We start from the raw sequence: 23,926 nt of genomic DNA on the forward strand, positions 1-23,926 counted from the left end.
CGTCCTCCGCTACCGTCCGCCCCATGCTGCGCGTGCTGCCGTTCGCCCTGGACCTGGCGCTGCTCGTCTTCTGCCTGATCGACTGCATCCAGGCCGACCCGGGCGCCGTCCGGAACCTGCCCAAGGGTGGCTGGATCGTCCTCATCCTGCTGTTCCCGCTGGTCGGCGGCGTCGCCTGGCTCGTGGCGGGCAGGCCGGTCGGGCCGGGGCCACGTCGCGTCCCCTGGCCGTCGACCGCCACGGCCGGCTTCCCGGAGTACGAGCGGCCCCGCCCCGTCGCACCCGACGACGACCCGGCGTTCCTCGCCGGGATCGCCGAGTCGAACGCCGAGCACGAGAAGCTGCTGCGCGCCTGGGAGGACCGGCTGCGCGAGCGCGAGCGCCGTCTGGCTGAGCGGGACGATGACGACCGGGGCACCCCTCCGCCCGCCGCGGACCACTGAGTCCCACGCGCCCCTGACCAGCCGCGCTACGCGGTCCCCGCGTCCGGACGCGCCGCCTCGTCGGACGTCAGCAGGATGACGTTGCCGTCCGGGTCGTCCACCATCGCCGCATAGGGCCCGGCGGTCTGGGTCGGGGCCATCCGCCCGTGGTAGCCGGCCCCGGTGAGCCGGGCCCACTCAGCGTCGACCGCGGCGTCGTCACCGGCGTAGAACTCCACCAGCTGCTGGTAACCGCGCTCCGGGCGTGCCCAGTCCGGGTCGTACCGTGCCGCGAACGACTCGGTGAGCACCAGCTTGGCGCCGTGCCCGAGCCGGCAGATCGACACCGGGCGATCCGGCCGCGGGTCCGGGACGTCCAGCCCGAGCAGCCGGTAGAAGTCGATGGAGCGCCGCAGGTCGCGGACCTCGAGGACGAGCATCGCGAACGTGAGACTCATCCGGCGACCGTCCCACCGGGGTCCGACAACCAGCGCCCCGTGCGGCCGCATGGGGCGCCCGGTGCCGCGCGGCGGTGCGCGCCCTGGTGCCCCCGCCGGGACTCGAACCCGGACTGAGCCGGTTTTAAGCCGGCCGCCTCTGCCGGTTGGGCTACGGGGGCGCGAGCCCCATCGTGCCAGCCGGCGGCCACCGCGTCGGACGGCTCAGCGGGCGCCGGCCACCGACGAGCTCGCCTGCTCCGCTGCCGGCTTCGGCTTCGGCCGCACCGCCGCGGCGCGGAACTCGGCACGGGGGTCCTGCAGGGCGCCCAGCGAGACGACCTCGCGGCGCAGCAGCAGCGACGACGTCCAGCCCATCATGATCCGGACCTTGCGGTTCACCGTCGGCATGGCGAACACGTGGTACGTGCGGTGCAGCACCCAGGCGAGGAACCCGCGCACCTTGATCCTGCCGAACATCTGCGCGACGCCCTTGTACATGCCGAGCGAGGCGACGGCGCCGATGTTCTTGTGCTTGTACTCCGTCGGCGGCGCGGAGCTGAGGACACGTGCCAGGTTGTCGCCCAGGTGGTTGCCCTGGCGCAGCGCGTGCTGGGCGTTCGGCGGGCACGTCTTGCCGGGGTTGACCAGGTCCGGGACCGCCGCGCAGTCACCCGCGGCGTACGCGTCGGGGATGACGTCGCCGTCCGCGGTGGTCACCTGCAGGTACGCGTTGGTGATGACGCGGCCCGTCTTGTCCAGCGGCAGGTCGGAGTCGGCGAGCACGGGGTTCGCCTTGACGCCCGCCGTCCACACGACCGTCTCGGTGTCGAACTCGGTGCCGTCGGACAGCACGATGTGCCCGCCGACGCAGGAGTTGAGGAACGTGGACAGGTAGATCTCGATGCGGCGCTTGCGCAGCTGCTCCAGGGTGTAGCCGCCGAGCTCCTCGCTGACCTCCGGGAGGATGCGCGGCGAGCCCTCGACCAGGACGAACCGCAGCTCGTCCTCCTCGACCTGCTTGTAGTGCTGCACCGTGTAGCGCGCCAGGTCCTCGACCTCGGCGAGCGCCTCGACCCCGGCGAAGCCGCCGCCGACGAAGACGAAGGTCAGCATGCGGCGCCGCAGCTCGGGGTCCCACGTGCTGGCCGCCAGGTCGATCCGGTCGAGCACGTGGTTGCGCAGCGCGATGGCCTCTTCGACCGTCTTGAAGCCGATGCCCTCCTCCGCCAGACCGGGGATCGGCAGCGTCCGCGCCACCGAGCCGAGGCCGACGACCAGGTGGTCGTACTGCACCCAGTACGGGTCGCCCTCCTCGGGGGTGATCTGCACCCGTCGGCCGCCGTGCTCGATCCGTGTCACCTTGCCCTGCAGGACGTCGACGCCCTTGAGCGCCCGCCGGTGCGGGGCCACGACGTTGCGCGCGTCGATCGACCCGGCGGCCGCCTCGGGGAGGAACGGCGCGTAGGTCATGTACGAGCGCGGGTCGACGACGACGATCGCCGCGTCCCGTCGGCCCAGGCGCCGCCGCAGCCGGCGGGCGGTGTACAGCCCCACCGTGCCGCCGCCGAGGATGAGCACCCGAGGCGACTTGCGCGGCTTGGCCGGACGCGTGGGCGCCTCCGACGGGACCGGTGCGGAACCCTGGACGGCAGCGGGATCGGACATGTCCCAACCGTAAACCGGGACTTTCGTCCCCGCCGAGGCGGCGTCGCGTGATCCTCCGCACAGCGCGCACCCAGGGCCGGCGCAGCAGGGGGACCGGCCCGGTGCGGGTGCCGGTCGAGGGCAGCGCGGTCAGCCCTCGCCGGCAATCACGAGCTGCGGGGCCGGCGCCCCGACGGCGAGCCGGTGGCGACGTTCGACCTGCTGGCCCCAGGTGGTGGACGCGACGATCAGGGCCGCTCCGACGACGCCGAGCGCCGTCGACGGCTCGCCGCCGAGGCTGACGCCGACCGCGACGGCCCACAGCGGTTCGGTCCCCAGCAGCAGGCTGGCCCGGCTGGCCGACGTGCGCCGGATGGCCCACGTCTGCGCGAGGAAGGCGAACACACTGCACGCCAGCGCGAGGTAGGCCAGCCGGCTCCAGCCGAGGAGCGACAGGTGCGGCACGGTCGAGGCGAGGCGGCCGCCGGCGATGGCGCTGAGGAGCACGGCGCCGACCACGGCCTGCGCCGTGGTGAGCGACAGCGAGCTGTGCTGCCGGCCGCGGGTGAGCCGACCGATCAGGCTGACGTGCACCGCGCGGACCGCCGCGGCGGCGAGCATCAGCAGGTCGCCCAGCGTCGGAGCGCGGAAGCCGCGACCGGACACCAGCAGCGCCACGCCCAGCACGGCGAGGACCGCGGCGACGAAGAACGGCACCGGCAGCCAGGCGCGCGACCACAGGCTCTCCAGGACCGGGGTGACGACGATGGTCAGGCTGATGATCAGACCGGCGTTGGTGGCCGACGTCGCCGCGACGCCGAAGGTCTCGAGGGTGAGCACCGCGGCCTGGGTGCAGCCCAGCAGCATGCCGGTGCACAGCTCGGCGCCGCGCGGAAGCGGCATGCGGCGCGCCATGCCCACCGCCGCGAGCGCGACTGCCGAGATCACGTAGCGCAGCGCCAGGACGACGACGACCGGGGCCACCGCGGTCAGCTCCTTCGCCACCAGGTAGCTGCTGCCCCAAACGAGCGCGACGCCCAGCAGCACTGCGTCGACGGCCGAGCGGGACCGAGTGGTGAGCACCGGACGACCTTCCAGGTCCGGACCATGAAGATCAACGATGAGTTTCTGGATCGTTCCTTTAGAATCGCTTCATGGATCTGCGCCAGCTCGCCGTTCTCCGGGAGCTCGGCGACCGCGGCAGCGTGACCGCGGTCGCCGCCGCGCTCTTCGTCACCCCGTCGGCGGTGTCGCAGCAGCTGGCCGCCCTGCAGCGCAGCGCCGCGGTCGCGCTCACCGAGCGCCGCGGTCGCACGCTCGTCCTGACGGACGCCGGGCGCGCCCTCGCGGCAGCCGCCGCCGACGTCGCCACCGCTCTGGCCCGCGCCGAGCGCGCCGTCGACGAGCACCTGGCGGACCCGCGCGGCACGGTGCGGGTCGCGGCCTTCCACAGCGCGGCCGCCACCGTGTTCCCGCGACTGCTCCGAGCCGGCGGGGACGCCGTCCTCGAGCTCGCCGACCAGGACGTCGAGCAGGCCCGGTTCCCGGCGCTCACCGCCGACCACGACATCGTCATCGCCCACCGCCCCGACCACAGCGCGCCGTGGCCGGCGGGCACGTCGGTGACCCCGCTCCTGCACGAGCCCCTCGACGTCGCCCTCCCCGTGGGTCATCCGCTCGCCGGCCGAGCCGAGCTGTCCGTGGCGGACGTCGGCGACGAGCCGTGGATCGCGGTGCAGAGCGGCTACCCGCTGCTCGGGTCCCTCGAGGCGATCGCCGCCGCCGCAGGCCGGCCGGCGCAGCTCCGCCACCGGATCAACGACTTCACCGTCGCGGCCGCCGTCGTCGCAGCGGGCGGCGGCATCGCGCTGATGCCCCGCTACACCGCACCGGTCCGGCCGGACCTGGTGCTCCGTCCGCTGCGCGACCTGCACGTCGCCCGGCGCGTCGACGCCCTGGTGCGACCGGAACGCACCCTGCGCAGATCCGTGAGCAGCACGCTCGGCGCGATCCGCGACATCGCCAGCCGGCTGACCGAGGCCGCCGACAGGCCGTGACGGCCTAGCCGGTCGAGCGCTCAGTCGGTCGCCGGCGGCTCGTCGCCGTGCGCGGCGGAGCCCGGCACCCGGCCCTGCAGCACGGTGGGATCACCCTCCGGGTCCAGACGCACGGCCGCCACACGGTGCCCGTCCACCGCCGTGACCTGCAGCGTCGCGTTGGTCAGCCCCGAGCGCACCGTCTCCACCGGCACCCGGTCGCCGATCGCCGCCATGCGGCCGAGCCTCGACAGCACGTACCCCGCGACCGTCTCGTACGGGCCGTCGTGCAGCAGCACGCCGGTCCGGTCGGCGAACTCCTCGAGGGTCAGCCGCGCGTCGACGTCCGGCCCCGTGCCGCTCGTCTCCGGCTTCACGTCGTGCTCGTCGACGATGTCGCCGACCAGCTCCTCGAGCAGGTCCTCCAGGGTGACGATGCCGTCCGTGCCGCCGTACTCGTCCACCACCAGGGCGATGTGGGTACCCGTCCGACGCATGCTCGAGAGCGTCGGCAGCACCTTGTTGGTGCCGGGCAGCGACGGGATGGGCCGGGCCACGTCCCCGACGGTCGCCTCCGGCTCGTCGCGCACCCCGTCACCCAGGTCCACCGCGACGTCCGCCACGGCCGCGAGCAGGTCCCGCACGTGCACGAAGCCGACCACGTCGTCGAAGTCCGTCCCCGTGACCGGGTAGCGGGAGTAGGGCAGCTGCCGCACCTCCGCCGCCGCGTCGACCGCCGACTGCGCGGCGGACAGGAACCGGACCTCACCGCGCGGACGCATCGCCTCGACCAGCAGCCGGTCACCCGCGTCGAACACGTCGTCGATCAGCCGGCGCTCGTCCTCGGGAAGGTCCGGGTGGGTGGCGACCAGGTCGCGCAGCTCCTCGTCCGTCACCGCCTCACCCTTGGCCTTCGGATCCTGGCCGAGCAGTCGCACCACACCGTTGGTGGACACGGACAGCAACCAGATCACCGGCGTCATCACCCAGGCGAGGCGGTCGACCGCCGAGCCCACGGCGGTGGCGACCTTCGCCGGCCGCTGCATCGCCAGCCGCTTCGGCACCAGCTCGCCGAGCACCAGCGACAGGTACGCGATCACCAGCGTCAGCGCGATCAGCCCCACCGTGTCGGCCGCCCCCTGCGACAGCCCCCAGCGCACCAGCACCGGCGTGACGTGCGGCGCCAGCGTCGAGGCACCGAACGCCGCCGAGAAGAAGCCGGCCACCGTCACGCCGATCTGCACCGCCGCGAGGAACCGGTTCGGGTTGCGCGCCACGCGTGCGACGCGGGCGCCACGGCCGCCCTGCTTGTCCAGCTGCACCAGCTGGCTCTCGCGCAGCGACACCAGCGCCAGCTCGGTGCCGGAGAACAGCCCTCCGATGCCGATGAACAGGAGGACCAGGGCGATGTCTGTCCAGATCTCGGTGGTCACGTCTCATCCCGGGGTCGGTGAAGCTCCAGCCTAGGCACAACGCGACGGACGGACGCGCCCTCCCCTGCGGGGCACGACGCCGTCAGCCGGCGATGCTCCAGGCGATGCCGTCGAGGATGTCGTGCTCGCTGGTGACCACCTCGGTCAGCCGTCGGCCCTCCCCCGCCACCTCTGCCTGCACCCGGCCGATCACCTCGGACCAGATGAGGGCCCCGGCGCCGATCACGTCGACCCGTCCCGGGTGCATGAAGCCGAGGGCGGTGCGCTCGGCACGGCTGCGGTGCAGCAGGTCGTCGCAGGCTGCCAGGACGGTGCGGACGTCGAGCACGGCGCCGTCGATCGCCGTCCGGTCGTACCTGGGCAGCCCCAGCGTGTGGGCGGTCACCGAGGTGACCGACCCCGCCAGGCCGACCAGCGTGACCGTCCGGCCCAGCGGCACCGTCTGCTCCGCCTCGTCGAGCGCCGCGGCCACGTCGGCGCGAGCTGCGGCGATCTGCTCCGCGGTGGGCGGGTCGGACCGCAGGTGCCGCTCGGTCAGCCGCACGGACCCGATGTCCATCGAGACCGCCGCCTCGGGCTCGCGGGTGCCGAGCACCAGCTCGGTCGAGCCACCGCCGAGGTCGACGACGAGGAAGGGTCCCGGATGCGTCGCGGCGAGCACCCCGGTGGCCCCACGGAACGAGAGGGCGGCCTCCTCGTGACCCGTCACCACCTCGGGGTCGACGCCCAGCGCGCCGCGTACCCCCGAGACGAACTCGTCCCGGTTGCGGGCGTCCCGCGTCGCCGACGTCGCGACGAACCGCACCGCCTCGACCCCGTGCTCGCGGCAGGTGGCGGCGTAGCGGGCCGTCATGTCGAGCGTGCGGGCCAGCGCTTCGGGAGCCAGCTCACCGGTCCGGTCCACGCCCTGACCGAGCCGGACGATCTCGGCCTGCCGCACCACCTCGGTCAGCGTGCCGGCCGCCACGTCGAGGTCGGCCACCAGGAGCCGGATGGTGTTCGTCCCGCAGTCGATGGCTGCCACGCGTGTCACCGGCACATCGTGCCATCCGCCCCGGACACCGGCCGGGCCGTCCGGCCTGCCCTCAGCGGCTCAGCACGTGCACCTGTCGGGCCGCCACGTGTCCCTGATCAGGGCGAGCACCTCGTCACCGACCGGGTTCACCCCGGGACCGGCCGCCAGCGCGTGACCGACGAGCACGTGCAGGCACTTCACCCGCGTCGGCATCCCCCCGGCGGAGATCCCCGCGATCTCGGGCACGTGGCCCAGCGCCTCACGGTCGGCCAGGTACGCCTCGTGCGCCCGACGATGCCCCGCCGCCAGCTCCTCGTCGACCGCGAGCCGTGCCGTCAGCTCCTTCATCAGACCCGTCGCCTCGAGCGTGCTCACCGCCGCGACCGCCTGGGGGTTGGTCAGGTAGTACGTCGTCGGGAACGGGGTGCCGTCGTCCAGCCGCGGCGCCGTCTGCACCACCGTCGGGCGCCCGCAGACGCACCGTGCGGCGATCCGCACGACACCCCGGGCGGGCCGCCCCAGCTGCTCCGTCACCACCGCCAGGTCACGAGGGTCGACGGCGGGGTACGGCGGCACGTGCTGCTCGGTCATCGGGAGGGCGTCCTGTCGGGAGGGGGCTTCCATTGTCCCTGACCGCAGTCGCGCGACGCCTCGGCCGTCGTCGGACGCCGCGAACCGGCAGCTGCGCACCTCGCCGCACGCCGGCCCGCCCGTCGAGTGCAGCCGACCCGCCGCTCCGCCCCCGGAGGGGAGGACTCAAGGCTTGGCTGCGCCGGTCGGCGCCGCGGTCGGCGCCCCCGTCGGCACATCTGTCGGCGCGGAGGTCGCCCCCGACGTCGCCCGGGTCGTCGGCACCCCGCCCGCCGTGGGCGCGGTCGTCGGCGCCGCAGCCGCACCCGCAGCCCGGACCGACTGCCACACGTCCAGGTACCACGGCTGCGTCGAGCCCACCGCGGCCGAGCCGTCCTGCGCGCCCGTGGTCGGCGTGTTCGGCGCCGTGTCCGGCACGGTCTGCGGGTCCACCACCCGGAAGGCCTTCTCGCCCGGCATCACGAAGTTGAGCCGTTCCCGCGCCTGCGCCTTGACGTACGCCGGGTCGTCCCAACGCTTCAGGTCCGCCTGCAGGTCGGAGTTGTGCTGCTGCGCCGCGGCCACCTGGGCGCGCAGCTGCGCCAGCTGCGTCTGCTGCTCCAGGTACGAGTGCAGCGTCGGGTACACCAGCACGAACGCGAGCAGCAGCACCAGACCCAGCACCATGGCGCGCACGGTCAGCATCCGCGGGAGCCGCTGCTGGACCACCTCGGCGCGCGGCGTGCCGCGAGGCGGGGTGATGGACGACGGTCGGGTCGACGCCCGAGCAGCAGCCGGACGGCGGGACGCGCGCGGCGGGCTGGTGCGCGGCGCGGTGGTCCGTGGCGGGGCGCCCGTCCTTGGGGTGGTGCGCGGCGCGGCGGCCGACGCCGCCCGCTCGGCCACCCGGGGCGTGCCCGCCGACCGCGCGCCGGGCGCGGCGGGACGACGGGCGGACGGCATGTGCTCGATTGTGCCCCGGTGGGTCACCAACCCCGGGTACCCCGTGCCGCTCCGCCGTGTCCGGGCGCGGCGGACGACGCCTCGTCCCGGCGCCAGCGAGCGCCCGCGGTCCGGCGGAGCGCGTGGTCGGCGCCCCGCACGTGTCCGCACCCGGACGCGCCGAGGGCCGGCGACCTGACGGTCACCGGCCCTCGGGGTGGTGCTGAGCTGCGGAACGCCTCAGCGCTGGAAGCGCGGGAAGGCGGACGCACCGGCGTAGGTGCCGGCGTCGTCGAGCTCCTCCTCGATGCGGAGCAGCTGGTTGTACTTGTTGATGCGCTCGCCACGGGCCGGCGCACCGGTCTTGATCTGGCCGGCGTTCGACGCGACGGACAGGTCCGCGATGGTGGTGTCCTCGGTCTCGCCGGAGCGGTGCGAGGTCATGGTGCGGAAGCCGTTGCGCTGGGCCAGCTCGATCGCGTCGAGCGTCTCCGTCACGGTGCCGATCTGGTTCAGCTTGACCAGGAGGGCGTTGGCGGCCGACAGCTTGATGCCCTTGGCCAGGCGCTCCGGGTTGGTGACGAACAGGTCGTCGCCGACGATCTGCACCTTGGAGCCGATGCGCTCCATGAGGGCCTGCCAGCCCTCCCAGTCGTCCTCGGCCAGCGGGTCCTCGATGGAGACCAGCGGGTAGTCGGCGACGAGCTTCTCGTAGTACTCGATCATCGCGGCCGACTGCAGCTTCTGGCCCTCGAACGCGTACTTGTCCTCGGAGAAGAACTCCGTCGAGGCGACGTCCAGCGCGAGGCCGACGTCCTTGCCCGGCACGTAGCCGGCCTTCTCGATGGCGACGACGATGAGGTCGAGCGCGTCACGGTTGCTCGGCAGGTTGGGGGCGAAGCCGCCCTCGTCGCCGAGGCCCGTGGACAGGCCCTTGCTCTTCAGGACGCTCTTGAGGGAGTGGTACACCTCGGCGCCGGCACGCAGCGCCTCCTTGTACGTCGGCAGGCCGAACGGCGCGACCATGAACTCCTGGATGTCCACGTTGGAGTCGGCGTGCGACCCACCGTTGAGGATGTTCATCATCGGGACCGGCAGCACGTGCGCGTTCGGGCCGCCGAGGTAGCGGAACAGCGGCAGGTCGGCCGAGTCGGCCGCGGCCTTGGCGACGGCGATGGACACGCCGAGGATGGCGTTGGCGCCGAGCTTGCCCTTGTTGGGCGTGCCGTCCAGGTCGATGAGGGCCTGGTCGACCAGGCGCTGCTCGGTCGCCTCGTAGCCGATGAGCTCCGGGGCGATCTCGTCGATCACGGACTGCACCGCACCGGTGACGCCCTTGCCGAGGTACCGGCCCTTGTCGTCGTCACGACGCTCCACGGCCTCGAAGGCGCCGGTGGAGGCGCCCGACGGGACGCCCGCACGAGCCAGGGTGCCGTCGTCGAGGGCGACCTCGACCTCCACGGTGGGGTTGCCGCGCGAGTCGAGGATCTCGCGGGCGCCGACGGCCTCGATGGTGGCCATGGGTGCTCCTTCGGACAGATGGTGGGTTTGCGAAACCACCCTAGTGCGGGCACCGTCGCCGAGCGCCAGGACCTTGGGCCGAAAGGCCCTCAGAGAGCAGCGAGGATGGCCTCCACCTGGGTCTTGGCGTCGCCGAACAGCATCGCGGTGTTCTCCCGGTAGAAGAGGGGGTTCGGCACGCCCGCGTAGCCGGTGGCCATCGACCGCTTGAAGACGATCACCTGGTGCGCCTCCCACACGTGCAGCACCGGCATGCCGGCGATCGGCGAGCCTGGGTCCTCCAGCGCGGCGGGGTTCACGGTGTCGTTGGCGCCGATCACCAGGACGACGTCGGTGTCCTTGAAGTCGTCGTTGATCTCGTCCATCTCCAGGACGATGTCGTAGGGCACCTTCGCCTCGGCGAGCAGCACGTTCATGTGCCCGGGCAGGCGGCCGGCGACCGGGTGCACCCCGAACCGGACGGTGACGCCCTTCTCGCGCAGGCGGGTGACCAGCTCGGCCACCGGGTACTGCGCCTTGGCGACGGCCATGCCGTAGCCGGGGGTGACGATGACCGACCGGGACGACGAGAGGAGCTCGGCCGCCTCGGCGGCGCTGACCTCGCGGTGCTCGCCACCGACCGCCGCAGCGGACACCTTGCCGCCCTCGGCACCGAACCCGCCCAGGATCACGGAGATGAACGACCGGTTCATCGCCTTGCACATCAGGTAGGAGAGGATCGCACCGGAGGAGCCGACCAGGGAGCCGGTGACGATCAGCAGGTCGTTGCCGAGCATGAAGCCCGCGGCGGCCGCGGCCCACCCGGAGTACGAGTTCAGCATCGACACGACCACCGGCATGTCGCCGCCGCCGATCGCGGCGACCAGGTGCAGGCCGAGGGCCAGCGCGATGACCGTCATGATCGCCAGCGGCCAGATCGACGGTGCCGCGACGAACCAGCCCATCAGCGCGAAGGACACCACCAGTGCGCCGAGGTTCAGCCAGTTGCGACCCGGCAGGGTCAGCGGGTTCGACTTGATGCGGGCCGACAGCTTGAGGAACGCGATGATCGAGCCGGTGAACGTCACCGCACCGATCAGCACCCCGAGGAACACCTCGACCAGGTGCGCGCCGCCGGCCTTCTCCGTGAGGTACGAGTTGTAGCCGATGATCACGGCCGCGGCGCCGACGAAGCTGTGCAGCATCGCGATCAGCTCGGGCATCTGGGTCATCTCGACGGTGCGGGCGCGCCACGTGCCGATCACGGCACCGACCACCAGCACCAGCGCGATGAGCAGCGCCGTCACCCACGGCGACCGCACCGAGTCCTTGAGGGACAGGACGATGGTGGCGACGAGCGCGACGCCCATGCCGACCATGCCGAGGACGTTGCCGCGGCGGGCGGTCTCCTGCTTGGACAGGCCCGCCAGCGACAGGATGAACAGGACGGCCGCCACGAGGTAGGCGGCCTGGGCCACCGTGGTGAGACTCACTTCGGTCACGCACCCTTCCGGAACATGCCGAGCATCCGGTACGTGACCAGGAAGCCTCCGAAGACGTTGATGCTGGCGATGGCCGCCGAGACCACGGCGAGGACCGTGACCAGGGTGTCCGCCGAGCCGATCTGCAGCAGCGAGCCGACCAGGATGATCCCGGAGATCGCGTTGGTCTGGGACATCAGCGGGGTGTGCAGCGAGTGGCTGACGTTGCTGATGACGTAGTAGCCGACGAAGACGGCCAGCACGAACACCGTGAACGTCGCCAGGAACGCGACGTCGGTGAACGCCAGGGCGATCGCCAGCACGGCACCCGCGGTCACCATCAGCGTGAGGCTGCGGCGGGAGGCGGCGGCCTTCTTGGCGGCTGCCTCGGCGGCCCGCTGCTCGGGGGTGCGCTCGTCGGCCGCCGCTGGGGCTGCCGCGGGTGCGGCCGAGACCTGCACGGGCGGTGGTGGCCAGAGGACCTCGCCGTCCCGCGTCACCGTCATGCCGCGCTGCACCGGGTCGTCCAGGTCCAGCACCAGCTGCCCGTCCTTGCCGGGGGTCAGCAGCGCCATCAGGTTGACCACGTTGGTGCCGAACAGCTGCGACGTGTGCTGCGGCATGCGGCTCGTCAGGTCCGTGTAGCCGAGGATGATCACGCCGTTGTCGGTGACCACCCGCTCCCCCGGCACCGTCAGCTCGCAGTTGCCGCCGCCGGAGGCGGCCAGGTCGACGATCACCGATCCGGGCCGCATCGCGGCGACCATCTCCGCGGTGATGGTGCGCGGCGCCTGGCCCCGCACCAGCGCGGTGGTGATGACGATGTCCGCGCGGGCCGTCTCGGCCGCGTACAGGGCCAGGGTGGCCTTCTCCTGGTCCTCCGTCAGCGCTGCGGCGTAGCCGGTGGCCGACCGCTCCTGCTGCGCTGCGGCGGACGCCTGCACGAAGGTCGCGCCGAGGGACTCGATCTGCTCACCGGCCTCGGGGCGCACGTCGAACGCCCGCACCTGCGCCCCGAGCGAGGCCGCCGCACCGATCGCCGCGAGCCCCGCGACGCCGCCGCCGATGATGAAGACCGTGGCCGGTGCCGTCTTGCCGGCGGCGGTCACCTGGCCGGTGAACATGCCGCCGTACTCGGCGGCCGCCTCGATCACGGCGCGGTAGCCCGCGACGTTGGACATGGTGGACAGCACGTCGAGCGCCTGCGCCCGGCTGATCCGCGGGACCGCGTCGAGCGCCAGCGCCGTGACGCCCCGCTCGGACAGGGTCTGCACCAGCTCGGGGTGCAGCGCGGGGGCGAGGCTGGCCACGAGCACCTGCCCGGACCGCAGGCCGGCCAGCTCCGCATCGGAGGGCGTGTTCACCGCGGTCACCACGTCCGCCGCCCAGACGGCCGCCGCGTCGGCCACGCGCGCGCCCGCCGCCACGTAGGCCTCGTCCGGGATGCTGGCGGCCGCACCTGCACCGGCCTGCACCACGACGTCGTAGCCCAGCTTCACCAGACCCGCGACGGTGCGTGGCGTGCCGGCCACCAGCCGTTCCCCGGGTCGAGACTCCGTCGGGATCCCGATCAGCATCGATCACTCCTCTGGCTGTGGCCTGCAGCAACAGGCCGTCCCATGGTCCTCACCACGCCACGACGGAGCACTGGACCAAAGGCCCAGGTCAGCGCAGTGACGAGGCACGTCATCAGCTCGGCGAGTCCGGACTGCGCGCGTTGTCAGGTGCAGTGCCGACCTTGTCGCTGGACGCCGTAGCGGTGGCCTCGACGTCGCGGAGCGCGGTCTCCCACGCCGCCGCGGCTCGTCGCAGCGCACCCTCGGCGTCCACGCCCTCGGCGTGGACCCGCCGCACCAGCTCGAGCAGCTGCGCGCCGAGCTCGTCGTCGACCGGCACCGCGGCGTCCAGGCCCGCCCGGGCCGCCCGCGAGGCGATCTTCTGCGCGCGCGCGAGCGCCGGCAGGGAGGCGGGCACCCCGTCGAGCGCCGAGCCACGGTCCTTCTTCTCGCTCCGCTTGATGCGGTCCCACTGGCTGTGCAGGGCGCCCATCGACTCGACCTCGGCGTCCCCGAAGACGTGCGGGTGCCGGCGCACCAGCTTGGCGACCAGGTCCCGGGCGACGTCGTCGACGTCGAAGGGGTCGTCGGGGTGCTCGGTCGCGATCCGCGCGTGGAACACCACCTGGAGCAGCACGTCGCCGAGCTCCTCACGCAGCCCGGCGCGGTCGTCCCCCTCGACGGCCTCCGCCAGCTCGTGCGACTCCTCGAGCAGGTACGGCAGCAGCGAGGTGTGCGTCTGCGCCGCGTCCCAGGGGCAGCCGCCGGGCGAGCGGAGGCGGTCCATCACCGCGACCAACTCGCGCAGCGGGTCCGCCGCCGCGCGCGGCTCGCCGTCCGGGTCGGTGGTCACGAGGTGGTCAGCGCGGGCCGACGGTCAGCTGGCCGACGGTGCCGGGGCAGGGGACTCGGTCGGCACCGGAGCCGAGGAGTCCGTCGGCGCCGGTTGAGCGCCAGGCGTGACGATCCACGGCGAGGCCGTCGGCGCGGCGACGCCGGCCGCCGTCGGGTCGAAGGTGCCGTAGCGCGGGTTCACGGTCACCTTGAGCGCCGACAGGCGCTTCTGCAGGTCCGCGACCGCGGACGCGGAGTCGGACAAGCCCTGCACGTTGTTGGCGGCGAGCTGGTACCGCGCGATCGCCATCGCGCCGGCCGAGTAGTGGGTCGGCGCCGCGACGCCCGCACCCTGGAACGACTGGGCGAGGAACTGGGTCGCCTCGGAGTCGTTGATACCCACGCCCTTGTCCGAGGCGAGCTGCGTCAGCGTCGGCTCGTCGATCAGCACCTGCAGCACCAGCTGCGGCGTCGCACCGTTGAACAGCGGGCCGAGCTGGCTCAGCGCGTCCGACACCTCCGAGGCCGGGATCGTGCGTCCGTCCACCACGGCGGCCGTACCCGGCCGAGCACCGTCGGCGCAGCCCGCCAGGATGCCGGTCACCAGCACCAGCGATCCCACCGTGCCGACCGCCCGGCGCAGCCCCGTCCTCGCGTCGCGCTGCAGCCTCACAGGTCCTCCTCGAGCATCGACCGCTGGTCCGGGCGACATCGTAGGCGGTCCTGCTGACGGACCCGTGCGCCCGGTCGGCACGCGGTCGCCGCCGCCGCCGACGTCAGCGCGCGGCGGTCCCGACGCCCGCCGCAGCCGACACGTCGCCACGGACCACCGCGTCCACCACGGTCCGCGCCCACTCGAGCAGCGCCGCACCGTGCAGCGGCTTGCCGCCCACCCGGGCCGTCGTCGGGAACGGCACCAGGATGGTGCGCACCGCCGGCTTCAGCACCGTGCCCGGGTACAGCCGCTTGGCGCGCAGCTGACCGGACTCGGCGAGCTCGACGGGCGCGAACCGCACGTACCGGCCCTGCGCCGTGATGTCCGTCAGCCCGGCGGCACGCGCGTGCTGCCGGAACGCCGCCACCTCGAACAGGTTGTCCACCGCCGGCGGCACCAGGCCGTACCGGTCCAGCAGCTCGGCGCGGACCGCCTCGAGGCCGGCCTTGTCGGTGGCCGCCGCGATCTTCTGGTACGCCTCGAGACGCAGCCGCTCGTGCGCGATGTAGTCGTGCGGGATGTGCGCGTCCACGGGCAGCTCGAGCGTGACGTCCGGCTGCTCCTCCGGCTGGTCGCCGCGGAACGCCGCCACGGCCTCCCCCACCATCCGCACGTACAGGTCGAAGCCGACCCCCTCGATGTGACCCGACTGCTCCCCACCGAGCAGGTTCCCCGCGCCACGGATCTCCAGGTCCTTCATCGCGACGGCCATACCGGCACCGAGGTCCGTGTTGGCGGCGATCGTGGCGAGCCGGTCGTGGGCGGTCTCGGTGAGGGGAACCTCCGGCGGGTAGAGGAAGTAGGCGTAGGCCCGCTCCCGACCGCGGCCGACACGGCCGCGCAGCTGGTGCAGCTGGGACAGGCCCAGCCGGTCGGCGCGCTCGAGGATCAGGGTGTTGGCGTTGGAGATGTCCAGACCGGTCTCGACGATCGTCGTGCAGACCAGCACGTCGAACCTCTTCTCCCAGAAGTCGACGATCACCTGCTCCAGCTGCTTCTCGTGCATCTTGCCGTGCGCCACGGCGATCCTCGCCTCGGGCACCAGCTCGGACAGGCGCTGGGCGGCCCGCTCGATCGACTCCACCTTGTTGTGGATGTAGAACACCTGGCCCTCGCGCAGCAGCTCGCGGCGGACGGCGGCGGTGATCTGCTTCTCGTCGTACGCACCGACGAAGGTCAGCACGGGGTGCCGCTCCTCGGGCGGCGTGGCCAGCGTGGACATCTCGCGGATGCCGGTGACCGCCATCTCCAGCGTGCGCGGGATGGGCGTGGCGCTCATCGACAGCACGTCCACGTCGGTGCGCAGCGCCTTCAGCGTCTCCTTGTGCTCGACGCCGAACCGCTGCTCCTCGTCGACGATCACCAGGCCGAGGTCCTTGAACCGGACCCCGCCGGCCAGCAGCCGGTGGGTTCCGATCACCACGTCGACGCTGCCGTCGGCCAGCCCGTCGAGCACCTCCTTGGACTCGGACGCCGTCTCGAAGCGCGACAGCGCCTTCACCGTCACCGGGAACGGCGCGTACCGCTCGGAGAACGTCTCCAGGTGCTGCGACACCAGCAGCGTCGTGGGCACCAGCACCGCCACCTGCTTGCCGTCCTGCACCGCCTTGAAGGCGGCGCGCACGGCGATCTCCGTCTTGCCGTAGCCCACGTCGCCGCAGATCAGCCGGTCCATCGGGACCGACTTCTCCATGTCGGCCTTGACCTCGTCGATCGTCGCCAGCTGGTCCGGCGTCTCGACGTACGCGAACGCGTCCTCCAGCTCGCGCTGCCACGGCGTGTCCGGCCCGAAGGCGTAGCCGGGCGTCGCCATGCGAGCCGAGTACAGCCGGATCAGCTCGGCGGCGATCTCCTTGATCGCCTTCTTCGCGCGGCCCTTCGTCTTGGCCCAGTCCGCACCGCCCATCCGGTTGAGCGTCGGCGACTCTCCGCCGACGTACCGGGTCACCTGGTCCAGCTGGTCGGTCGGCACGTACAGCCGGTCACCCGGATGCCCGCGCTTGGCGGAGGCGTACTCGATCACCAGGTACTCGCGGGTCGCGGCCGTCGGACCGGTGCCGATGGTCCGCTGCACCAGCTCGACGAACCGGCCGACACCGTGCTGCTCGTGCACCACGAAGTCGCCCGGGCGCAGCTGCAGGGGGTCGACGACGTTGCGGCGGCGGCTCGGCATCCGCCGCATGTCGCGGGTCGACGTGCCGGCGCGGCCGGTGAGGTCGGCCTCGCTGAACAGCGCCAGGCGCAGGGACTCGGACGCGAACCCGGGGCCCGCGGGTGCAGGCACGACGAGCACCACCCCGGGGTCCAGCTCGTCCGGCACACCGGACACCAGCCGGGCCGGGACGTCCGCCGAGCGCAGCTGCTCCACCATCCGCTGCGCGGAGCCGTGCCCCTCGGTGGTCAGCACCATCCGCCAGCCGTCCTGCTGGTGGGCGCGCAGGTCGGCGATCGCGCGGGCGACGTCCCCGCGGTAGTGCTCCACGTCCCGGGCGGAGACGAGAAGGGTGGTCGCGTCCGACGAGACCGCCGGGCCGTCGTCGGCCGCGTCGTCGTGCTCGCCGTCCGCACCCACCGGAGCCGCCGCCACGTCGAGCGAGAACGACGACAGCGTCCACCAACCCAGCCCACGGACCGCTGCGAGCCCCCGCACCTCGGCGAACGAGTGGAACGACGCCGCCGAGAGGTCCAGCGGCGTCGCGCCACCGGCCGCCGCGCCGGTCCAGGCCGCCGCGAGGAACTCCTGCGTGGTCGCCACCAGGTCGTGCGCGCGGCGCCGCACCCGCTCGGGGTCCGCGACCACCAGCAGGGCGTCGTCGGGCACCAGGTCCAGCACCGGCACCATCCGGTCGACCAGCACGGGCGCAAGGGACTCCATGCCCTCCACGGCGATGCCCTGGGCCAGCCGGTCCAGCATGTCCGTCGCGCCGGGCAGCTGCTCGACCAGGGCGACCGCCCGCTCGCGCACGGCGTCGGTCAGCAGGATCTCGCGGCACGGTGGTGCCCACAGACCGCGGTCGGCCACCTCGAGGCTGCGCTGGTCGGCGACGGAGAACCAGCGGATCTCCTCGACCTGGTCGCCCCACAGCTCGATGCGCAGCGGGTGGTCCTCCGTCGGTGGGAACACGTCGACGATGCCGCCGCGCACCGCGAACTCGCCGCGGCGCTCCACCATGTCCACCCGGGTGTACGCCGCGTCGACCAGCCCCTGCGCCAGCTGGTCGAGATCGACCCGATCCCCCACCGCGAGCTGCACGGGCACCAGCTCGCCGAGCCCGTCCACGACCGGCTGCAGCAGCGCCCGCACCGGCACCACCAGCACCCGCACCGGTCCGGCGGGACCCGGTTCGGCGGGGTGCGCCAGCCGCCGGAACACCGCCAGCCGACGGGCCACCGTGTCGCTGCGAGGCGACAGCCGCTCGTGCGGCAGCGTCTCCCAGGCGGGCAGCACCGCCACGTCGTCGTCGGGCAGGTAGCAGCGCAGCGCGCCGGCCAGCTCGTCCGCGTCGCGGCCGGTGGCGGTGACGACGACGAGGGGCCGTCCGGTCGCCGCGACCGGTGACCCGGCCGGGCGAGCCCCGGCCATCGCCGCGAGCAGGGGCGGACGGACGCCGGCCGGGCTCACCACGTCGAGCTCGCCGCGGGCGCGCACCTGCTGCACGGCCTCGGCGGCCGCGGGGTCGGCGAGCAGCGCAGGCAGCAGTCCGGTCAGGTCCATCGGTCCTCCGCAGCGGGACGGCACCCGGCTCGACGGCCGGCGATCGGCGCCGCGCCACCCGGACGCGGGCAGCACGACAGGCCGGATCCGTTGCCGGACCCGGGGATGCGACCAGTCTACGAAGCGCCACCGACATGCCCGCGGGAGGGCGGCAGCCGTCTCGAACCGGGCCCCCGCCGGAGACGACGCGGTGCCCCGGACCAGGAACCGGTCCGGGGCACCACGCGCCGCTCGTCCCGCCGACCGCTCGGCGGGTGCCGCCGGGCTACACCACCAGGCTCAGCAGCATGATGAACGCCAGCGCCACCACAGACAGGACGCACTCCATCAGCGCCCACGTCTTGAAGGTCTGGCCGACCGTCATCCCGAAGTACTCCTTGACCATCCAGAACCCGGCGTCGTTGACGTGCGACAGGAACACCGAGCCCGCGCCCACCGCCAGCACCATGAGAGCGACGTGCGTCGCCGGCAGCCCGGAGGCCAGCGGCGCGACGATGCCGGACGCCGTGATGGTCGCGACCGTGGCCGACCCGGTGGCGATGCGGATCAGCACCGCGACCAGCCAGGCGGCCAGCAGCGGCGACAGCGCCGACTTCGCCAGCCCGGATGCGATGACGTTGCCCACGCCGGTGTCGACCAGCGTCTGCTTGAAGCCGCCGCCGGCGCCGACGATCAGCAGGATCCCGGCGATGGGACCGAACGACGAGCCGACGATGCCGGACACGTTCGACCGGTTGATCCCGAGGCTGGTGCCGAGCAGCACCAGCGCCAGCAGCGTGGTGATCAGCAGCGCGACCAGCGGGGTGCCGACGAACGTCAACGCCTGGCCGAACGCCGACTTGGCGAAGCCGACCGTCTCGGCCAGCGTCGCGAGCAGCATCAGGATGACCGGCAGCAGGACGACCAGCAGCGCCACTCCGAACCGCGGCCGGCGCTGACCCTCCTCGTGGCTCGCCTCGCCGAGCAGCGCCGGCGCCTCGATCGGGACCCAGCGGGCCATGTAGCGGGCCAGCAGCGGACCGGAGATCGCGACGGTCGGCAGGGCGACGAGCAGGCCGAGTCCCAGGGTCATGCCGAGGTTCGCCTTGAGCGCCGCGATGGCGATCAGCGGCCCGGGGTGCGGCGGGATCAGGCCGTGCAGCGCCGACAGGCCGGCCAGGGCCGGGATGCCGAGCAGCACGAGCGGGACCTTGGCGCGCCGGGCGGCCAGCATGACCACGGGGATCAGCAGCACGACGCCGACCTCGAAGAACAGCGGGATGCCGATGATGAAGGCCACCAGGGCCAGCGCCCACGGCAGCCGCTGCATCGGTGTCTTCGCCAGGACGGTGTCGACGATCTCGTCGGCACCGCCGGAGCGCACCAGCAGCGTGCCGATGGCCGCGCCGAGCGCGATCAGCACGCCCACGCTCGCGACGGTGGAGCCCAGCCCGCTGCTGAAGCTGTTGAAGGCCTTGAGGTAGGGGACACCGGCGACGACGGCCATGAGGCCGGCACCGACGGTCAGGGACAGGAAGGGGTGCAGCTTCAGCCACACGATGAGCAGCACGATCGCCGCGATGCCGATGACGGCTGCGACGATCAGCTGCGGGGTGCCGGCCGTGGTGGTCGGCGCCGCGAGGAGCAGGGACTGCATCAAGACTCCTTTGTCTGTTCTGGTGCTGCGGTGGATTCGGAGGGTGTGCCGGAGGGCTGCAGGCCGAGCGCGACGAGCGCGGCGTCGACGACGGAGTTCGGCGAGACGGACACCGGGACGGTCACGCCGTCCTCGTCCGGTTCCAGGGGCTCGAGCGTGGCGAACTGGGACGGCAGCAGCGTGGTCGGCATGAAGTGGCCGGTCCGGTGCGTCATCCGGTCGCCGATCAGCTCCGGCGAGCCCGCGAGGTGCAGGAACCGGACCCGTCCCGGCGCGGCGGCGAGCACGTCGCGGTAGGCGCGCTTGAGGGCCGAGCACGTGACGACGGACGAGCGGCCCGCCGCGTCCTGCTCGCCGATCCAGGCGGCGATCGCCGCGAGCCACGGCCAGCGGTCCTCGTCCGTCAACGGGTGCCCGGCGGCCATCTTCGCGACGTTGGCAGCCGGGTGGAACTCGTCGGCCTCGGCGACCACCCAGCCGAGACGCTCGCCGAGGATGTGCGCGACCGTCGTCTTGCCGGACCCTGCCACGCCCATCACGACCACGTGCTGACGCTCTTCCACTGCCCGCTCCTGACCTCGTCGTCACCCGTCGACGTCGACGGCGAACACTGTCCCCCAAAGGTGACACCTTTGGCTAGTCAATGGTCATACTTAATGACGTGACGCCCGTCACATCCTGCGACCGGTCCGCCCGCCCGGCCACCGGTCCCGTCCCACGCGTCACGCAGGGCGCTACCCTCGCCAGACCGGGGGGAGGACGAGGGGCGATGGGCGCGGTGCTGCACGACGGCCTGCTCGACGCGCTCGGCCGCGAGATCGTCGACGGCGTCACCCCCGTCGGCTCCGCGCTGACGCTGGACGGCATCTGCGTGCGGTTCGGCGTCTCCCGCACCGTCGCGCGCGAGGCGATGCGCATGCTCGAGTCGATGCGGCTGATCACCTCACGCCGGCGCGTCGGCCTGGTGGTCCGCCCGCGCGAGGAGTGGGACGTCTTCGACCCGCGACTGATCCGGTGGCGGCTGGACGGTCCCCAGCGCGCCGACCAGCTGCGCTCCCTGACCGAGCTCCGGCTCGCCGTCGAGCCGCACGCAGCGGCGTGCGCCGCGGCCGCGGCCGGCCGTCAGGAGGGCGACGAGCTGGTGGCGCTCACCGCGCGGATGCGCCGGCTCGGCGAGGAGGGTCGTCTCGGGGAGTTCATGGAGCTCGACATCGAGTTCCACGCGCGCCTGCTGCGCGCCTCGGGCAACGAGATGTTCGCCGCGCTGACCGACGTGGTGGCGGAGGTGCTGCGGGGCCGCACCGAGCACGGCCTGATGCCGCCGCACCCCGAGGAGGAGGCGCTGGCGGCCCACGAGGCGGTCGCCGCCGCCGTCCGGGCCGGTGACGCCGAGGCGGCCGAGGCCGCGATGAGCCTGATCACCACCGAGGTGCGGCGAGCGCTGGCCGCTGCTCCGGCCACCCCTTCGTCCAGCTCGGGTCGCTGACCAGCGGGACCCATCGCGGTGACGGCGTCCGCCGCACCCGCTCGCCGAGCGCCCGCAGCGCCACCCCCGCCCGCAGCAGGCCGATGCCGAGCCGCGCGCGCACCGGTGACCAGCGGCGCAGCGCGAGCGTCGCCTTGCCGGTGAACAGCAGCCGCATCTTGGTCGCCGACGAGTTGCCCCCGGACGAGGCGCCGACGGCGTGCAGGGCCACCGCATCGGGCGTGATCCGGGGACGCAGCCCCGCGGCAGCGGCGCGCAGCGACAGGTCGGCGTCCTCCCCGTACATGAAGTAGGTCTCGTCCAGCCCGCCCAGCCGGTCCCACGTGGTCCGCTCGGCGATGAGCAGGCACCCCGTGACCACGTCGACCTGCCGCGGGGTGTCCCGCTGCCAACGCCCCAACGACTCGGGGTCGAACAGCCGCGAGCCGCGCAGCACCGAGCTCAGCCCGGTGGCGAAGCAGAACCAGCTCCACAGCGTCGGACGTCCCCAGCAGGAGCTCGGGTCGACCGACCCGTCCGGGCGGACGGTCCGGCCGCCGACCAGACCCGCCTCGGGGTGCGCGTCGAGCGTCCGGACCAGGGCGTCGACGCACCCCGGACGGACCACCGCGTCCGGGTTGAGCAGCAGCACGCGCCGGCCGGTGGTCCGCGCGACCCCGAGGTTGCAGCCCCGGGCGAACCCGACGTTCTCCCCCGCGACCAGCACGTCGACCCGGTCCGACCAGCGCTCCAGCAGGGCGAGCGTCTCGGCGCCGGACCCGCTGTCGACCACCACGGTCTCCGCGCTGACCGACGGCCGGCCGTCGCCGGTCAGGGCCTGCAGGCAGCGCTCGAGCCACTCGGCACCGTCGTGCGACACGACGACCACCGACACCTCGGGCACCGCGGTCACGGTGCCACCGCCGGGTCGGCCTCCTCGGCGGGCACGTAGCCGTCCCGCCAGCCGACCACCCGCGCCGGGCTGCCCACCGCGATGCAGTGCGCGGGCAGCGACCGCGACACCACCGAGGCGGCGCCGACGACGGCACCGTCGCCGATCGTCACGCCGGGCAGCACCACCACCCGGGCGCCGAGCCACACGTCGGAGCCGATCACCACGTCGGCCTCGCGCTTCGGCTGGTCCATCACGGGCGTCCCGTGGGCCAGGCCGTAGTTGCTGGCCGTGATGAACACCTCGGGGGCCAGCAGCACCTTGTCGCCCAGCACGATCCGCCCGGTCGAGTCCCCCGCCCACAGGAAGCACCGCTCGCCGACGTGGACGTCCCGCCCGAGGACGATGCGCTCGCCGTTGCGCAGGCTGGCGACGGGCGACATCCGCAGCCCCGGACCGGCGGTGATCCGGCGCCGCGGCTGCACGTGCGCATAGGAGTAGAACCGCGCGACCTTGGCCAGGTGCACCAGCAGCCCGGGGTCGACGACCCGTCGCAGCGCCCCGAGCAGCCCCTCGCGGCGGCCGTGCCCCGGGACGGGGCCGCGTGTCCCGGCGCTCATGCGGCGACCCGCGAGGTGAGGTCCGTGCCCCAGCGCCGATCGCCGCGCACCCGCCGCACGGCCGCGACGCACCTGCTGGCGGCCGTGACCAGCAGGAACGCCGCGGCATCGACCAGGCCGACCTGACCGCTCCGCACCGAGCCGCGCAGACCGCCCGCGTTGGTGGGGCCGTCCTCCGCACCGAGCCGCACCGCGAGCTCCCGGTTGCCGTTCACGATGCGGGCCCGCCGGGACACCAGTGCACGGGTGGTCCGGGCCGCGTGGGCGACGAACGGCTCCGGCACCAGCACGCGCTCGTGCGGGGCGAACGACCGACGCACCCACCCGTCGTCGTTGGTCACGTCGGGGAGATCGCCGAGCCGTCGCCAGCCCGCCTCGTTCAGGGCGAAGACACCGGAGCCGACCATCCCCTCGCGCACGTACGGCAGCGACGTCCATACCCGGTAGAACCGGCGGACCAGGCCCGACGAGGCCCCGGCAGCCACCGTCAACCGCGCCGAGGCGACGGTGGGGACGTCCGTACCCAGCACGTCCGCCAGCGCGCGAGCCGTCGCCGCGGGGAGCTCGCAGTCCGCGTCGAGGACGATCACCGGCCACACGTCGACGGCCGCGAACCCGGCGCGGAGCGCGCCGATCTTGCCGGCCTGCGCCAGCTCGAGCGTCTCGACCGTGTGGCCCAGCTCGGCGGCGGCTCGGCGTGCCACCGGCAGCGTCGCGTCGGACGAGCCGTTGCTCACCACCAGCACCTTCAGCCGGCCCGGCGGCACGCCCTCGAGCAGCACGCGAAGGCACCGGCCGATCACCGCGGCCTCGTCGTGCGCCGGCACCAGCACGGTCGCCACGGCCCCGCCGTCAGCCTCCGAGCCCTCCATCGCGCACCCCCATGACCGCACGCCACACCCGACGGCCAGTCGAGGCTATTGCACCTTCTGCCCCGATTTCGGGTGAGCGACCGTAATCACCCGGCACATCACCCTCATGGCGCAGCGGCACCGCCGGGTGATCTCTGC

Annotated in this window: 21 protein-coding genes and 1 tRNA gene; 3 read left to right on the forward strand and 19 right to left on the reverse strand. The window is 73.4% G+C overall.

From position 1 onward, the window contains the following. The first annotated feature begins 23 nt into the window (after window positions 1–23). The gene (locus N0B34_RS12660; RefSeq protein ID WP_263731758.1) at window positions 24–443 is read left to right on the forward strand and encodes a PLD nuclease N-terminal domain-containing protein; all 420 of its coding nucleotides are present in this window, start codon (window positions 24–26) and stop codon (window positions 441–443) included. Window positions 444–469: 26 nt separating this feature from the next. Here N0B34_RS12660 and N0B34_RS12665 read toward each other — a convergent pair whose 3' ends face one another. The 4 genes from N0B34_RS12665 to N0B34_RS12680 all read right to left on the reverse strand — a co-directional run bounded on the left by N0B34_RS12665 (window position 470) and on the right by N0B34_RS12680 (window position 3,589). Beyond that, a complete protein-coding gene (locus N0B34_RS12665; RefSeq protein WP_263731759.1) occupies window positions 470–880 on the reverse strand; it encodes a VOC family protein in 411 nt (136 codons plus the stop codon). A gap of 84 nt (window positions 881–964) precedes the next feature. Beyond that, window positions 965–1,041, reverse strand: a tRNA-Leu gene (locus N0B34_RS12670). A 43-nt stretch (window positions 1,042–1,084) separates the two neighbouring features. Next, the gene (locus N0B34_RS12675) at window positions 1,085–2,527 is read right to left on the reverse strand and encodes an NAD(P)/FAD-dependent oxidoreductase (RefSeq protein WP_263731760.1); all 1,443 of its coding nucleotides are present in this window, start codon (window positions 2,525–2,527) and stop codon (window positions 1,085–1,087) included. Window positions 2,528–2,656: 129 nt separating this feature from the next. Next, complete coding sequence (locus N0B34_RS12680) at window positions 2,657–3,589, reverse strand: DMT family transporter (protein WP_263731761.1); 933 nt, start codon at window positions 3,587–3,589, stop codon at window positions 2,657–2,659. A gap of 71 nt (window positions 3,590–3,660) precedes the next feature. On the opposite strand from N0B34_RS12680, the gene N0B34_RS12685 reads away from it, so the two are divergent. Then, window positions 3,661–4,563: a LysR family transcriptional regulator gene (locus N0B34_RS12685; protein ID WP_263731762.1), complete on the forward strand. Its 903-nt coding sequence runs from the start codon at window positions 3,661–3,663 to the stop codon at window positions 4,561–4,563. A gap of 20 nt (window positions 4,564–4,583) precedes the next feature. Here the strand turns inward: N0B34_RS12685 and N0B34_RS12690 are convergent, their stop codons facing one another. From N0B34_RS12690 to N0B34_RS12745, 12 genes are all read right to left on the reverse strand, one after another. Continuing rightward, the gene (locus tag N0B34_RS12690; protein ID WP_263731763.1) at window positions 4,584–5,975 is read right to left on the reverse strand and encodes a hemolysin family protein; all 1,392 of its coding nucleotides are present in this window, start codon (window positions 5,973–5,975) and stop codon (window positions 4,584–4,586) included. An 82-nt stretch (window positions 5,976–6,057) separates the two neighbouring features. Further along, the gene (locus tag N0B34_RS12695; protein ID WP_318529988.1) at window positions 6,058–7,008 is read right to left on the reverse strand and encodes a Ppx/GppA phosphatase family protein; all 951 of its coding nucleotides are present in this window, start codon (window positions 7,006–7,008) and stop codon (window positions 6,058–6,060) included. Window positions 7,009–7,068: 60 nt separating this feature from the next. Then, window positions 7,069–7,581 (reverse strand): DUF501 domain-containing protein, encoded by a 513-nt coding sequence (locus N0B34_RS12700; RefSeq protein ID WP_263731765.1) that lies wholly within the window; start codon window positions 7,579–7,581, stop codon window positions 7,069–7,071. Between the two features lie 165 nt (window positions 7,582–7,746). Further along, complete coding sequence (locus tag N0B34_RS12705; protein WP_263731766.1) at window positions 7,747–8,523, reverse strand: FtsB family cell division protein; 777 nt, start codon at window positions 8,521–8,523, stop codon at window positions 7,747–7,749. A 219-nt stretch (window positions 8,524–8,742) separates the two neighbouring features. Then, on the reverse strand, window positions 8,743–10,023 hold the full coding sequence (gene eno / locus N0B34_RS12710) for a phosphopyruvate hydratase (protein ID WP_263731767.1): 1,281 nt from the start codon (window positions 10,021–10,023) through the stop codon (window positions 8,743–8,745). An 89-nt stretch (window positions 10,024–10,112) separates the two neighbouring features. Further along, window positions 10,113–11,495, reverse strand: coding sequence for a Re/Si-specific NAD(P)(+) transhydrogenase subunit beta (gene pntB / locus N0B34_RS12715; protein WP_263731851.1), 1,383 nt, complete (start codon window positions 11,493–11,495; stop codon window positions 10,113–10,115). Between the two features lie 5 nt (window positions 11,496–11,500). Next, a complete protein-coding gene (locus N0B34_RS12720) occupies window positions 11,501–13,060 on the reverse strand; it encodes a Re/Si-specific NAD(P)(+) transhydrogenase subunit alpha (protein WP_263731768.1) in 1,560 nt (519 codons plus the stop codon). Between the two features lie 112 nt (window positions 13,061–13,172). Then, window positions 13,173–13,892, reverse strand: a complete 720-nt coding sequence (locus N0B34_RS12725) for a MazG family protein (RefSeq protein WP_263731769.1) — start codon at window positions 13,890–13,892, stop codon at window positions 13,173–13,175. Between the two features lie 24 nt (window positions 13,893–13,916). Then, a complete protein-coding gene (locus N0B34_RS12730) occupies window positions 13,917–14,546 on the reverse strand; it encodes a hypothetical protein (RefSeq protein ID WP_263731770.1) in 630 nt (209 codons plus the stop codon). A 103-nt stretch (window positions 14,547–14,649) separates the two neighbouring features. Next, entirely contained in the window at window positions 14,650–18,303 is a 3,654-nt protein-coding gene (mfd, locus tag N0B34_RS12735) for a transcription-repair coupling factor (RefSeq protein WP_263731771.1), read from the reverse strand. 265 nt (window positions 18,304–18,568) lie between these two features. Beyond that, on the reverse strand, window positions 18,569–19,939 hold the full coding sequence (locus tag N0B34_RS12740) for a GntP family permease (RefSeq protein WP_263731772.1): 1,371 nt from the start codon (window positions 19,937–19,939) through the stop codon (window positions 18,569–18,571). Then, complete coding sequence (locus tag N0B34_RS12745; RefSeq protein ID WP_263731852.1) at window positions 19,939–20,475, reverse strand: gluconokinase; 537 nt, start codon at window positions 20,473–20,475, stop codon at window positions 19,939–19,941. The genes N0B34_RS12740 and N0B34_RS12745 overlap by 1 nt, the downstream gene beginning before the upstream one ends. A gap of 233 nt (window positions 20,476–20,708) precedes the next feature. Between N0B34_RS12745 and N0B34_RS12750 the strand changes: the two genes are divergently transcribed. Next, a complete protein-coding gene (locus N0B34_RS12750) occupies window positions 20,709–21,425 on the forward strand; it encodes a FadR/GntR family transcriptional regulator (protein WP_263731773.1) in 717 nt (238 codons plus the stop codon). Here N0B34_RS12750 and N0B34_RS12755 read toward each other — a convergent pair. From N0B34_RS12755 to N0B34_RS12765, 3 genes are read right to left on the reverse strand one after another with little or no spacing between them, the layout of a single operon-like run. Next, entirely contained in the window at window positions 21,358–22,317 is a 960-nt protein-coding gene (locus tag N0B34_RS12755; protein WP_263731774.1) for a glycosyltransferase family 2 protein, read from the reverse strand. The two genes, N0B34_RS12750 and N0B34_RS12755, sit on opposite strands and share 68 nt — an antisense overlap. Next, complete coding sequence (locus N0B34_RS18055) at window positions 22,314–22,916, reverse strand: acyltransferase (RefSeq protein ID WP_318529989.1); 603 nt, start codon at window positions 22,914–22,916, stop codon at window positions 22,314–22,316. The genes N0B34_RS12755 and N0B34_RS18055 overlap by 4 nt, the downstream gene beginning before the upstream one ends. After that, complete coding sequence (locus N0B34_RS12765; protein WP_263731775.1) at window positions 22,913–23,758, reverse strand: glycosyltransferase; 846 nt, start codon at window positions 23,756–23,758, stop codon at window positions 22,913–22,915. The genes N0B34_RS18055 and N0B34_RS12765 overlap by 4 nt, the downstream gene beginning before the upstream one ends. Between the last annotated feature and the right edge of the window lie 168 nt (window positions 23,759–23,926).

The sequence above is a fragment of the Cellulomonas sp. SG140 genome, assembly GCF_025770785.1.
Lineage (GTDB): Bacteria > Actinomycetota > Actinomycetes > Actinomycetales > Cellulomonadaceae > Cellulomonas.